Source organism: Phocaeicola paurosaccharolyticus JCM 15092 (genome assembly GCF_000613805.1).
In the GTDB taxonomy this organism is placed as follows: Bacteria; Bacteroidota; Bacteroidia; order Bacteroidales; family Bacteroidaceae; genus Phocaeicola; species Phocaeicola paurosaccharolyticus.
In genome coordinates this window covers 110647-123311 of the sequence record NZ_BAJR01000001.1, presented here as the reverse complement: position 1 = coordinate 123311, position 12665 = coordinate 110647, and the positions used below count along the sequence as shown (strand labels likewise).

The following is a 12665-nucleotide window of genomic DNA, read 5'->3' as shown; positions in this document are numbered from 1 at the left end:
TATTAAGTAATAAGCACAATCACCAGTGCTTTTATAACAATTCTATTTCATGTACTCATTGTATATATCCTTCCAACTCTTATTCAGAAGTAACTCTCCTGTAGCTTCAAACCCTTTTGTATAGAGATTTAATCTATCAAGAGTCTTTACAAGTTCTGCAAAATCAATTGTCTTATACTCTTTAGCGATAACGGGCACTAGTTTATCAAAGTTCACTGTAAAGAAGAAGTTATTTCCGCAGATTTTACTCTTCATCTCCTTCATAGACTCTCCTCTTACCTTATCACCCTTATATTCTACTGAACTGACATAGATATAGTTATCATGCTCTCCGAAATAAGCTATAGGAGACGAATCCTTATAGACGTATGGGGAGAAGTTATTATTCTTGCTAGCATCCCAATCTATTTCCCCTGCACTTATTACATAGTTATTGCCATCTTTCTTTATAGAAAAGATATCAGAACCCTTGAGTGACCCTTCCAAAGCTGAGCTATAAATTCCAAAGCTACTATTATCTTCTTCCTTAGCCAGAAGAGTCATAGGTTGAATATCTGCAGATTTCAGGTCAATATTCGGGTAAGAGTAATAAATATCTCCATCAATAGCTGAGAACATCTTTTCGACATCAACAGACATATCTTTCAGATTAGATATAGCCTGATCAAAGAATGGTCTGAAATCCTTAGGTATAAATGATAAAATATACTTATAGTACTCTTCCCCATTAATATTAAAAGCAAGAAATATGTCATCATTTAATGAGAATTTATCAAGCTGGTCACCCTCTATTTCATCAAAAGTTTTCAAAGACTCTTTCATAATCTTATTAAACTCATCATTATCAGATTCAAAAGAAGCGTTCGCAGAGAAACCTTTGTACATAAAATCAATATTTGCAGTATAGTATGTATCAGAGAAGTCATAAGGAAAAGGCATTTGTGATATATTGAAACTATTATTATTACTAATATACTTCCCGATTAGCTCTCCGGATATAGAAGCAGATATAGGTGAACTAGTTAATTTTGAGAAAAGTTCACTCTCACGGCCACTTTTACTGACCTCCTGCTTCATTAGCTTTAATCCACGAAGTCTTATCTTATCAGTGTTATCACCATTTGACCATTTATCACTAGAGATTATAAGACACTTATTATCATCAAAACCAATGAAATTCTGATTTTGGGTATAAAACCTTATTCCATCTTTCTCCTCAAAGACAACGGGATTACTTGATGTTATATCTTTTATAAAACCTTTAAAAAGCTGTGAATCAGAGAGTGGAATTACAACGCCCAATTCAGGCATTTTATTTGAATATGATTTTCCCGAGAAGAAATAAATTGGAGAGAAGAAATCTATTCCACTCTTACTGAGATCAATTTTTTTATCTCCACTCTTCTCTATATATTTAGATATAATATCTAAAAGATCTAAGAAGTTGAAACCCATGTCAGAAACAGAACTCTTCAAGTCTATTTTTACTACAGCAGCCACATCATACGGCAGAGCTGATGCATGTTTTGATGAACCACTTAGAAAAGATGTTGCAACGGCAGTAATAGATATAATAGCCACTAATGCTAATACGCCTGCCACCTTGGAAGTCGTTGATTTAAGGAAAGCCATATTTTATTAATTTAAGGTTGTACAATTATTATCAACATCGCACTCTTTCAAATAGAGACACTGCTTCTCTTTTCAAAAGCAAACATCGATTTTAGCAATGTTAATTATTTTTTAACAGAAAAGCTATATAAAATGGCTGAGCATTTATAAAATTACCTAATCAACTACGTTTTAAGTTTAAAATGTTCATTTATGGACAGTTATAAAGTTAGGAAACGAGTTACAAAGATTACTTAACAAACCCTATAGATAAAAAATCCCATAACCTTTTTGATAGGTTATGGGATCATAAATATCGGAATAAACCGTTACTCTTATGTATAAACTACTATTTCGCAATAACCAAATAGTAGTTTTTCTTACCCTTCTGCACAAGAAGGAACTTATTATCCAATAGATTGACTGCAGTAATCTCCTTGTCAAAGGCCGTTAGCTTCTCTTTATTCAACGAAATACCTCCACCCTGTACAAGTTTACGCATCTCACCTTTTGAACCGAAAATAGGGGCATTATCAACGAAAAGATCTACAGCCTTAACTCCCTGAGACAAGAGTTCGCGTGATATCTCAAATTGAGGTACACCTTCGAAAACTGCAAGAAGAGTATCTTCATCAAGTTTCTTCAATGCATCTGAAGTAGAATTTCCGAACAATATGCCAGAAGCTTCAACAGCTGCATTGTAATCTTCTTCAGAGTGAACCATTATAGTCACCTCTTTAGCAAGACGTTTTTGGAGAATACGAAGATGTGGAGCCTGTGAATGTTCTTCAACAAGAGCATCAATCTCCTCTTTTCCTATAGAAGTGAATATCTTGATATATTTTGCTGCATCCTCATCACTTACATTCAACCAGAACTGGTAGAACTTGTATGGAGATGTATATTTGGGGTCAAGCCATATATTACCAGACTCAGTTTTGCCAAATTTACCACCATCAGCTTTAGTAATCAGAGGGCAAGTAAGTGCAAAAGCCTCGCCACCTACTGTACGACGGATAAGTTCAGTTCCGGTAGTTATGTTACCCCATTGGTCAGAGCCACCCATCTGAAGCTTACATCCCTTTGTCTCGTATAGATGTAAGAAGTCGTAACCTTGTAGTAGCTGATAAGTAAATTCTGTAAAAGAAAGACCATCTCTTGCCTCACCATTAAGACGTTTCTGAACAGAGTCCTTAGCCATCATATAATTAACGGTGATATGTTTTCCAACTTCACGAGCGAAATCAAGGAAAGTAAAGTCCTTCATCCAATCGTAGTTGTTTACTAATTCTGCTTTGTTTGGAATATCAGATTCAAAGTCAAGAAATTTTGCCAATTGCTTCTTTATGCATTCCTGATTATGACGAAGCGTAGCCTCATCAAGAAGGTTACGTTCTGCTGATTTTCCTGAAGGGTCACCAATCATACCTGTAGCTCCTCCAATCAAAGCCATTGGTTTGTGGCCACAACGTTGGAAATGACGTAGCATCATTATACCGCAAAGGTGACCTATATGGAGAGAATCTGCTGTAGGGTCGATTCCGACATATGCTGTAACCTGTTCTTTGCTAAGTATCTCTTCGGTGCCAGGCATCATTGTGTGCACCATTCCACGCCAAGTTAATTCTTCTACAAAATTCATCGAATGATTAAATATTAATTGTTTGATTTTTAATTTGTAAGTACAAAGATAAAGATAAAATATTAATGCTGCAGAATTAAGATAAAAAGATAATCCAAATTATGATATGCATTATCATTAAATCAATATATTTGGGGAAAAAATTGAAATACCCGATTAAACTTTTTTATATAATAACTATCTAACATACTGTAACTTTAAAATTAATATTATGAAAAGAAAATTATTACTTGTAGCTGCAGTGCTTTTACTCGGTACAGCAACTATTTCTGCTCAAGAACCTCAAATGGACATGAACAAGGTTGGAGAGAAAATAACAAAAGATCTTAGTCTTAACGAGAAGCAAACTGCTGACTTCATGAAAGAGTGGAAAGCTCTATTCCCAAAAATGGACGGACAAGCTGAAATGCCTTCAATGGAAGAGATGCAGAAAAAATTTGAGAATTTCGACAAGAAATTAAAAGAGATTCTTACAGAAGAGCAATATAAGAAATACCATGAGATGATCCCTAATAGAGAAAACTAAGAAGAGAGTCTCATAAACCTATGAAAGGGAAGCATCTGGATATATTTCCTGCTACTTCCTTTTTTAGTTTTTCTACACTGACTCCATAGTCAGATGCAATCTTTGCAGCAATCTCATCAATAGATAGCTTACTTTCATCAGTTTCCAGAAAAATTTTATTTAGTGGCAATGCCACAAGTGCTTCTGTATTATATTTCTCGCAAAAAGAGAGATTTATATTATGTCTGATATATTCTAAAGCCAACTCTTTCTTACCTCTAAAGCCATGCATAATCCATATGCTATCCTCACCGATCTTTTTCCTTAGCTGAATTATTTCATTTGATGACTTTACTGAATGAATTATTAGAGGGAGATTATTGTCACGAGCAAGCATTGCAGCCTCTTCAAAAGCCTCCATCTGAAGTCCTAAAGGAGTGTCACATACTTTATCAATGCCACACTCACCTATTGCCACAACTCTCTTGTCGATTGAGATAGCATTTTTTATGTATTGCAGTTGCAGTGATATATTATCTTGAGTAAGATACCATGGATGAATAGATAAAGAAATGTACCTGACATCATCAGGAATCTCTGTATCAAGCGCTGAATGACTAAGGATTGAATTCAATCGCTCTTCGTGGTAGCAGTGAGTATGTATGTCTATCAGCTGAATCATATCTATTGATTATGGAACAGGATCGTATCCACTACCGCCCCATGGATGGCAACGTAGCAATCTTCTAATTGCAAGGTATAAACCCTTTATTGGACCATATTTCTTCAGCGCCTCAACAGCATATTCTGAACATGTTGGTACAAACCTACAAGAAGGAGGAGTCATAGGCGATATAAATTTTCTGTAGAAATATATCGGCAATAGGAATATAAAAACAATCGCTTTTTTAATCATAATGTATCTACAATATGAAGAAGTATCTTTTTTACTCTTTCCTCTACTACAGATGTGGCATAAATTGAAACATCAAGCCAAATAAAAGCCAAAACAAGCTTTTTATCCTTTTCAACCAACTTGTCTATAAGAATATGCTTATTCTTTCTGTATGACTCTCTGATCTGTCTTTTTATAAGGTTTCTCTTTACAGCTCTCTTAAATTTCTTCTTAGGTACACTTATCAATATAGAAGCATAGTCCTTACTCAGCGAACTATCAACCTGCATATAGACAACTCTGATAGGATAAGCCGGGAAAGAGCTGTTCCTACTGCCAAAAAGCATCTCTATTGCCTTCTTGCTATCAAGTCGTTCAGATTTGAGTAATTTCTCTCTTTTTTCTTCCATATATATACAACAAAAACCAGGAGTAATGAATCACAAAATTACAAATTTATTGATTCAATACCCCTGGTTTAATATAACAATATATTAATTCTTATTGCTCTCTTTAATAAATTTATCCAATGCAGCTGTCATAGAAGGAGACTCTACTGTAGGGGCCTCAAGATCGAGACGTAATCCTGCATCTTTTACAGCCTTAGCTGTAGCAGGTCCAAAACAACCTATAGAGATATCTTTCTGTTCAAAATCTGGGAAATTCTTCAATAGAGAATTAATCCCTGCAGGACTGAAGAATAGGAGCATATCGTAATCAAATTCCTCTTCCGGAGTAAAGTCATTACTAACTGTACGATACATAACAGCTTCAGTATGCTCAATACCTTTTGAGTCAAGAATATCTTTTATCTCATCAGTATGCACATCAGACATAGGAACGAAATATTTCTCTGTGTTGTGCTTCATTATTGTAGGCACCAAATCAGCGAATTTACCAGTAGCTCCGAAGAACACTTTTCTCTTACGATACTGAATATATTTTTGGATATATAATGCTATTGTTTCTGAATTACAGAAATATTTCATTGTCTCAGGTATAGTGATTCTCAACTCACTACACAAATTGAAGAAATGATCAATAGCGTGACGTGAAGTAAAAATAACTGCAGTATGATCAAGAATAGAAACCTTTTCTTGTCTGAATTCTTTTGCCGATAGACTCTCAACTTTTATGAACGGACGAAATACAATCTTTACGCCGTACTTATCAGCTATGTCATAATAAGGAGACTTCTCAGAAGTCGGCTTTGGCTGAGAAACAAGGACTTTTTTTATTTTCAATGTACTAAAAATTTAAAACCAAACTGTTGTTAGCTAGAAGTATACTTTTCCATAAAATTAGGTCAGGGATAACTTCTAAGGCGCAAAAGTAGAGAATTAAATGGAGAATACCATAAAACTTATTAAAAAAGTTACTAAAACACTTATAAAATAATAATATTTTACCAATTAGGATGACAATTACAAATAAAATAACAGAAATCTGCGCATTTAAATCAAAATAAACAATAAGTAAGACAATGGGGAAAAGTAAAAATCCGCTCCAAATTATAACGCTGGAAAAGGAACTTATCCATAGCTTTTGTTTAGTTTTATAAAAGAAAATCCAATTTATAAACATATAAACTGCCCACTTAATAAGTATAAAAAGTGCTATAACTATTATAAACAACAAAAGCAAATAGACATGGGGTACCGATGCGAATAGAAACTTGTCATAAGTAGAGAAGAAATCGTATAGGCAGAAACCGGAAAAGAGTACAGTCTGACTTAAAAGTATCAATGCATATCTTACATCCGAAGAGGTATTATTATCAAAAAGCCCATATCTATCCTTGTTAGAGAAGAAGAATGAAAACTGGCTTTGAATATACTTGCTTGAACGCATGAGCACGTAAGAGACAAGAACAAAGCAGATAAACATTAGTGAAGTGACCATCCAGTCAGAGCGCAACTGATATGGAAGAGGCTCTCCTACCATCCCATCCTTAGAGGTAGAACGATAAGCATCTTCGGCTATTGCATTGTATATCTCGGTATGAGTCTCCTCATAACAATGAAATAGATATGTCAGACCAGTTGTACAGCTATCACTCATATCGCTGCAAATTTACGTATTTCTTTACTCCATTTAGGCGTAGTGAAAAGAAAATTTATTGCCTCCTCAGGAGTTGTGGCAACTTGCCATATATTTCCATGCTCTATACGCATGAAATTCTCGTCAATGGCCCTATCAAGCATCTCTAACAATGGATCGAAAAAACCATCAATGTTAAGTATGACTATAGGTTTTAGATATAGAGCAAGTTGTTTCCATGTAATAATTTCGAGAAGCTCCTCTAATGTTCCACAGCCACCAGGCAAAGCTATCACACCATCCGAAAGGTCAGCCATCAGCTGCTTTCTCTCATGCATATTCTCTGTCTCGATAAGCTTGGTAAGCCCTTTATGATGCCACCCTTGTTCCACCATAAAATGAGGTATTACTCCTGTTACAGTTCCTCCGTCTTCCAACGTAGCATCAGCTACAGCCTTCATAAGTCCAAGACAACCAGCTCCATTAATAAGATTAATTTCGTTCTTGGCAAGAAGTCTGCCTAAATCTTCCGCTGCATCAAAATATTTCTTATCAATCTTTGTGCTGGAAGCGCTATAAACGCATACATTCTTTATATCATTCATATCGAAAATAAAAAATACGGGCAGCCTGCTGATAATGACTGCCCGCTCGTAAAACCATGTTTTATTATAGATTAAACGCTTTCTTGATCTTATCTACATAGTCAAGTTTCTCCCATGTGAAAAGTTCAACTTCAACAGTCTTTTTTTCGTGATACTGAGAAGTGTATGTCTTCTTGACAATCTTCGGTTCACGTCCCATATGACCATATGAAGCACTCTCCTCATATATAGGATTACGTAATTTAAGTCTCTCTTCAATTGCTTTTGGACGCAAGTCGAACAGTTCGTCTACCTTCTTAGCTATTTCGCCGTCACCCATATTAACATTGCTACGTCCATAAGTATTTACGTAGATGTTGATAGGACGTGCCACACCGATAGCATATGATATCTGTACAAGCATCTCATCGGCTACACCTGCTGCCACCATGTTCTTAGCAATATGACGTGCTGCATAAGCTGCACTTCTGTCCACCTTACTTGGGTCTTTTCCTGAGAAAGCTCCACCACCATGAGCACCCTTACCACCATAAGTGTCAACAATAATCTTACGTCCTGTAAGACCTGTGTCACCATGAGGACCACCAATAACGAACTTACCGGTAGGATTTACATGATATTTGATATTCTCATCGAAAAGAGCGATAATATCTTCGTTAGATATCTCAGATATAACTCTTGGAACCAATATCTCGATAACATCCTTACGAATTTTAGCAAGCATCTCTTCATCAGCCTTCAACTGAGCCTCATTAGAGCCATCAGAAGGAGTGACGAATTCATCATGCTGTGTAGATACAACGATAGTATCTATACGTACAGGTTTACCGTTATCATCATATTCTATTGTTACCTGGCTTTTTGAGTCTGGGCGAAGATATGTCATCTCTTTTCCCTCACGACGTATATCAGCAAGTACCATAAGTAACTTGTGAGCAAGGTCAAGTGAAAGAGGCATATAATTTTCAGTCTCATTAGTAGCATAACCGAACATCATTCCCTGATCGCCGGCTCCTTGGTCCATAGGGTTCTCACGTTCAACTCCACGATTAATGTCAGCACTCTGCTCATGAATAGCAGAAAGTACTCCACAAGAGTTTCCGTCAAACATATATTCGCTCTTTGTATAACCGATGCGGTTAATAACCTCACGAGCTACACGTTGAAGGTCAATATAAGCATTTGTTTTCACTTCTCCAGCTAATACTACCTGTCCAGTAGTAACCATAGTTTCGCAAGCTACTTTTGAACTGGGGTCGTAAGCCAACAGTTTATCAAGCACAGCGTCCGATATTTGATCGGCCACTTTATCGGGGTGTCCTTCAGACACAGATTCGGATGTGAATAAATATCCCATTTTCTGATTGATTAAAAATTAATAACTAATTTCTATTGTAAAAAATTATGGGAGGTAGTAAGAGTAGGAATAAAATACAGAAATTTTCTATTATGTTTTAGCATTTTTTTCCGTGGTTGCAAGCTACTCAAATCTCTCCACTGTTTTATGGCTGCAAAGATAACTATAATTCTTTTATTAGTTATCTTCGCACAAAATTATTTATAATAATTAAAACTTAGACATGATTATTATGCTATAGCCATGTTATTAATAGGTTATGTCAGATAGAAGAATACTATTTATTCCCAAGGAATATTCAGCCATAATCGCTGTGTTACTTGCCATTGTGATGTCTGTCCTAGACGGCACTATAATGAATATTGCCCTACCAACACTTACAGAGAGCTTTCATATTTCAGCGTCAACATCAATATGGTTAATTAATGCTTATCAGCTAGTGATTGCAATATTATTGCTACCTATGTCATCACTTGGAGAGATTTATGGATATAGGAGAATATTCCTCATGGGTGTCTCTCTATTCACAGTCGCCTCATTCTCCTGTGCACTCTGCAACGATTTCGTCACTCTTACCATAGCGCGTATCATACAAGGTATGGGAGCTGCATGCATCATGAGTGTAAATCCTGCATTAATAAGACTCATATATCCTCCGGAATTTCTTGGAAGAGGAATGGGAATTAACGCCATGGTTATAGCAGTATCTGCAGCAGCAGGACCCTCAATAGCCGGTTCCATCCTCTCCATAGCTAGTTGGCATTGGCTATTCTTGATAAATATCCCAATAGGCATATTAGCTTTTGTTTTAGGTAGAAAACTTCTTCCTGAAAATATAGAGAAGGGAACACATAAGTTTGATAAAATTGGAGCTTTACAGACTGCGCTGACTTTCGGACTATTTATTTTAGCCCTTGAGGATATAGCTCACAGAAAAGATATAAGCATTATTATAATCGAGTTTATCCTTTTCCTATCAATAGGATATATGCTTGTAAAAAGAGAGTTGAAACAGAGTAACCCCATCCTTCCTGTAGATCTTCTTAAGATTCCAATATTTTCACTCTCTATAAGCTCATCTGTCGTCTCATTTTCGGCACAAATGCTTGCTATGATATCACTGCCTTTTTTCTTACAGAATGTACTGCATTTCAATCCGGTAGAGATTGGTGCTATGCTCACACCATGGCCTATAGCAAACATGATTTCCGCTCCTTTAGGCGGCAAGCTTATTGATAAGATTCATCCAGGTATATTAGGAGCAAGTGGAATGGGCATATTTGCCTTCGGACTATTTATGCTTTATATGTTGCCTGATGACCCTTCAGCATTAAATATAATTTGGAGAATCGCATTTTGTGGGTTCGGATTCGGTCTGTTCCAGACACCAAACAATGTAACTATTGTTTCGTCTACACCTCCGAGCAGAAGTGGAGGAGCTAGCGGAATGCTTGGAGTGGCAAGATTAATCGGTCAGACACTTGGTACTTCGCTTGTTGCATTCATATTCAGTTTGTTGCCTTTAGGAAAAAAATCAGCAGCATGCATACTTCTAGCAATGACATTTGCACTGGTTGCTGCTGTAATAAGTTTAGTAAGAGTTACCCAGAAATCTCCTGTAAGGAGAAGAGTTAATTGATATGTGACTGCTAAAAAGTTTTAGACCACATCAATAGAAAATATAGGTGAAGAAGAAATATTTGCTACAATTTCAATATTGCCTGATAAATGACGGCAATATCTACAGATGGATATATGTGAAGGAGGCTTTAAAATCGCTATTTTAAAAACTCCTTCATCTTCTTTTTTAGAACAGGATGTACAAGTTCCGGAGCAATCTCGGCTAATGGTATCATAACAAAATCTCTTTCTGTCATTATTGGATGTGGTATAGTAAGCTCCTCGCTCTGCATTATCAAATCATCATATAGCAAGATATCTATATCTATTATGCGGTCACTATAAATCTTATCTACACTCTTTTTGTTACGACCCATCTCCTTCTCTATCTCCTTTGTGATATAAAGAAGTTCTATAGGAGAGATATCTGTAGCCACAGAGCATACAGCATTAAGGAATGAATTTTCCGATTTAAATCCCCATGGCTCAGTAACATAAAAAGCGGAGAGGGAGTTTATTCTCCCTACCCGCTCTCTAATATATTCTACGGCACCATTCAGATTTTCATCTTTGTTACCTAAGTTTGTTCCAAGACCAAGATATGCAATAGCCATTATTTGTCAAGGATAAGCATTGCATCACCATATGTACCAAATCGGTAGTCCTCTTTCAATGCAATATCATAAGCATGCATTATAAGGTCGTAACCTCCATAAGCACATACTAACATAAGCAGTGTTGAAAGTGGCATCTGGAAATTACTTATCATACTGTTGGCTACGCTGAAATCATAAGGAGGGAATATGAATTTATTAGTCCATCCTTCGAACTCTTTAAGATGACCGTCTGTACCTACAGCAGTTTCAACAGCTCTCATTACAGTAGTACCTACAGCGCAGACATTGCGGTTCTTTTCCTTAGCATTATTTACAATCTTGCATGCCTCAGAGTTGATAACCATCTGTTCTGAGTCTGTCTTATGTTTTGTAAGATCCTCTACATCAATATCACGGAAGTTACCTAAACCTGCATGAAGAGTTATGTAAGCGAAATCGATACCTTTAATCTCCATTCTCTTCATTAGCTCACGACTAAAGTGCATACCGGCAGTTGGAGCAGTTACAGCACCTTCATTCTTAGCATAAATAGTTTGGAAGCGTTCTGCATCATCCTTCTCCACCTCACGGCTTATGAAACTTGGCAATGGTGGTTCTCCAAGAGCATATAGTGCCTTCTTGAACTCTTCATGAGGGCCGTCATAGAGGAAACGAAGCGTACGTCCTCTTGATGTGGTATTATCTATAACCTCGGCTACCATTGAATCATCTTCGCCAAAATATAGTTTATTTCCGATTCTGATCTTCCTTGCTGGATCTACAAGTACATCCCACAGGCGAAGTTCCTCGTTGAGTTCGCGAAGTAAGAATACCTCAATCCTAGCTCCTGTCTTCTCTTTATTTCCATACAGGCGAGCAGGAAATACTTTTGTATCATTAAAGATAAACACATCTTTATCATCAAAATAGTCCAAAATGTCCTTAAACAATTTGTGCTCAATCTCACCTGTTGATTTATGTATCACCATTAAGCGAGATTCATCTCTGTAAGTTGTCGGATACAAAGCAATCTTTTCTTCCGGCAGTTTAAATTTGAATTGCGACAGTTTCATCTTTATATATTAATCATTTGTTATTTCAATTTCTTGGCTATCAAGCCACTCAGGAAATTCATCAACTTCCAAACATTTATCTAGTGTGACATCTCCAACTCTTGTCCTCATCAGACCGATAAGATGTGCTCCACTATCCAAAGCTTCACCAATATCTCTAGCCAAAGCTCTTATATAAGTTCCCTTACTACATACTACCCTGATCTTTATCACTGGTAAATTGCATTCTAAAAGCTCTATCTCATCTATAACAAGAGTCTTAGGTTTAAGGTTTACCTCCTTTCCTTTTCTTGCAAGCTCATATGCACGTGCACCATCAATCTTGCAAGCAGAGAACTCAGGTGGAACCTGCTCAATGCTTCCGATAAATCTCTTCAATACCTCTTCAACCAATTCCTTAGTAATATGTTCAACCGGAAATGTAGCATCGATCTCTTTTTCCAAATCATAAGATGGTGTTGTTGCTCCCAACATGATGGTTGCAACGTACTCCTTAGTATGATATTGTAACTCCTCAATACGTTTTGTAGCCTTACCAGTACATAATATCATCACTCCTGTAGCCAATGGATCAAGAGTTCCTGCATGTCCTACCTTAAGCTTTTTTACACCAATCTTTTTGCAGATAGAGTATCTTACCTTATTGACAACAGCAAACGATGTCCATTTTAGTGGCTTATTGAAATATAAAATTTCTCCTTCCTTAAAATTCATCAAATAA

The 12665-nt window shown here is 36.4% G+C and carries 14 protein-coding genes; 2 read left to right on the top strand and 12 right to left on the bottom strand.

Features of this window, described 5'->3' with window-relative positions; all coding sequences use genetic code 11:
* Positions 1-42: 42 nt before the first annotated feature.
* Both JCM15092_RS00480 and tyrS read right to left on the bottom strand, forming a co-directional pair.
* Complete coding sequence (locus tag JCM15092_RS00480; RefSeq protein ID WP_024992939.1) at positions 43-1632, bottom strand: DUF4836 family protein; 1590 nt, start codon at positions 1630-1632, stop codon at positions 43-45.
* Between the two features lie 328 nt (positions 1633-1960).
* Positions 1961-3253 (bottom strand): tyrosine--tRNA ligase, encoded by a 1293-nt coding sequence (tyrS, locus tag JCM15092_RS00475; protein WP_024992938.1) that lies wholly within the window; start codon positions 3251-3253, stop codon positions 1961-1963.
* A gap of 211 nt (positions 3254-3464) precedes the next feature.
* Here tyrS and JCM15092_RS00470 point away from each other — a divergent pair, with 211 nt between their 5' ends.
* A complete protein-coding gene (locus JCM15092_RS00470; protein ID WP_024992937.1) occupies positions 3465-3779 on the top strand; it encodes a DUF4890 domain-containing protein in 315 nt (104 codons plus the stop codon).
* Between the two features lie 10 nt (positions 3780-3789).
* On the opposite strand, the gene JCM15092_RS00465 is transcribed toward JCM15092_RS00470, so the two are convergent.
* From JCM15092_RS00465 to metK, 7 genes are all read right to left on the bottom strand, one after another.
* Positions 3790-4440 carry a TatD family hydrolase gene (locus tag JCM15092_RS00465; RefSeq protein WP_084488385.1) on the bottom strand — a complete coding sequence of 217 codons (651 nt, stop codon included), beginning with the start codon at positions 4438-4440 and terminating at the stop codon, positions 3790-3792.
* Between the two features lie 9 nt (positions 4441-4449).
* Positions 4450-4674 carry a membrane protein insertion efficiency factor YidD gene (yidD, locus tag JCM15092_RS00460; protein ID WP_439645887.1) on the bottom strand — a complete coding sequence of 75 codons (225 nt, stop codon included), beginning with the start codon at positions 4672-4674 and terminating at the stop codon, positions 4450-4452.
* Positions 4671-5063, bottom strand: a complete 393-nt coding sequence (gene rnpA, locus JCM15092_RS00455; protein ID WP_024992934.1) for a ribonuclease P protein component — start codon at positions 5061-5063, stop codon at positions 4671-4673. The genes yidD and rnpA overlap by 4 nt, the downstream gene beginning before the upstream one ends.
* A gap of 84 nt (positions 5064-5147) precedes the next feature.
* The gene (locus JCM15092_RS00450; RefSeq protein ID WP_024992933.1) at positions 5148-5897 is read right to left on the bottom strand and encodes a uroporphyrinogen-III synthase; all 750 of its coding nucleotides are present in this window, start codon (positions 5895-5897) and stop codon (positions 5148-5150) included.
* 4 nt (positions 5898-5901) lie between these two features.
* A complete protein-coding gene (locus tag JCM15092_RS00445; protein ID WP_262501359.1) occupies positions 5902-6540 on the bottom strand; it encodes a DUF4271 domain-containing protein in 639 nt (212 codons plus the stop codon).
* A 170-nt stretch (positions 6541-6710) separates the two neighbouring features.
* The gene (locus tag JCM15092_RS00440) at positions 6711-7298 is read right to left on the bottom strand and encodes an LOG family protein (RefSeq protein WP_024992931.1); all 588 of its coding nucleotides are present in this window, start codon (positions 7296-7298) and stop codon (positions 6711-6713) included.
* Between the two features lie 64 nt (positions 7299-7362).
* Positions 7363-8655, bottom strand: a complete 1293-nt coding sequence (gene metK / locus JCM15092_RS00435; RefSeq protein ID WP_024992930.1) for a methionine adenosyltransferase — start codon at positions 8653-8655, stop codon at positions 7363-7365.
* Positions 8656-8914: 259 nt separating this feature from the next.
* On the opposite strand from metK, the gene JCM15092_RS00430 reads away from it, so the two are divergent.
* The gene (locus JCM15092_RS00430; protein WP_024992929.1) at positions 8915-10294 is read left to right on the top strand and encodes an MFS transporter; all 1380 of its coding nucleotides are present in this window, start codon (positions 8915-8917) and stop codon (positions 10292-10294) included.
* Positions 10295-10433: 139 nt separating this feature from the next.
* Here JCM15092_RS00430 and folK read toward each other — a convergent pair whose 3' ends face one another.
* From folK to truB, 3 genes are read right to left on the bottom strand one after another with little or no spacing between them, the layout of a single operon-like run.
* A complete protein-coding gene (folK, locus tag JCM15092_RS00425) occupies positions 10434-10889 on the bottom strand; it encodes a 2-amino-4-hydroxy-6-hydroxymethyldihydropteridine diphosphokinase (RefSeq protein ID WP_024992928.1) in 456 nt (151 codons plus the stop codon).
* Positions 10889-11944: a tRNA preQ1(34) S-adenosylmethionine ribosyltransferase-isomerase QueA gene (gene queA / locus JCM15092_RS00420; RefSeq protein ID WP_024992927.1), complete on the bottom strand. Its 1056-nt coding sequence runs from the start codon at positions 11942-11944 to the stop codon at positions 10889-10891. The genes folK and queA overlap by 1 nt, the downstream gene beginning before the upstream one ends.
* Before the next feature lie 9 nt (positions 11945-11953).
* Positions 11954-12658, bottom strand: coding sequence for a tRNA pseudouridine(55) synthase TruB (gene truB, locus JCM15092_RS00415; protein WP_024992926.1), 705 nt, complete (start codon positions 12656-12658; stop codon positions 11954-11956).
* Between the last annotated feature and the right edge of the window lie 7 nt (positions 12659-12665).

Bases quoted from the DNA above. Each gene is read 5' to 3' on its own strand.
- JCM15092_RS00480 (WP_024992939.1), bottom strand. From the start codon at position 1,632: ATGGCTTTCCTTAAATCAACGACTTCCAAGGTGGCAGGCGTATTAGCA.
- tyrS (WP_024992938.1), bottom strand. From the start codon at position 3,253: ATGAATTTTGTAGAAGAATTAACTTGGCGTGGAATGGTGCACACAATG.
- JCM15092_RS00470 (WP_024992937.1), top strand. From the start codon at position 3,465: ATGAAAAGAAAATTATTACTTGTAGCTGCAGTGCTTTTACTCGGTACA.
- JCM15092_RS00465 (WP_084488385.1), bottom strand. From the start codon at position 4,440: ATGATTCAGCTGATAGACATACATACTCACTGCTACCACGAAGAGCGA.
- yidD (WP_439645887.1), bottom strand. From the start codon at position 4,674: ATGATTAAAAAAGCGATTGTTTTTATATTCCTATTGCCGATATATTTC.
- rnpA (WP_024992934.1), bottom strand. From the start codon at position 5,063: ATGGAAGAAAAAAGAGAGAAATTACTCAAATCTGAACGACTTGATAGC.
- JCM15092_RS00445 (WP_262501359.1), bottom strand. From the start codon at position 6,540: ATGTTTATCTGCTTTGTTCTTGTCTCTTACGTGCTCATGCGTTCAAGC.
- JCM15092_RS00440 (WP_024992931.1), bottom strand. From the start codon at position 7,298: ATGAATGATATAAAGAATGTATGCGTTTATAGCGCTTCCAGCACAAAG.
- metK (WP_024992930.1), bottom strand. From the start codon at position 8,655: ATGGGATATTTATTCACATCCGAATCTGTGTCTGAAGGACACCCCGAT.
- JCM15092_RS00430 (WP_024992929.1), top strand. From the start codon at position 8,915: ATGTCAGATAGAAGAATACTATTTATTCCCAAGGAATATTCAGCCATA.
- folK (WP_024992928.1), bottom strand. From the start codon at position 10,889: ATGGCTATTGCATATCTTGGTCTTGGAACAAACTTAGGTAACAAAGAT.
- queA (WP_024992927.1), bottom strand. From the start codon at position 11,944: ATGAAACTGTCGCAATTCAAATTTAAACTGCCGGAAGAAAAGATTGCT.
- truB (WP_024992926.1), bottom strand. From the start codon at position 12,658: ATGAATTTTAAGGAAGGAGAAATTTTATATTTCAATAAGCCACTAAAA.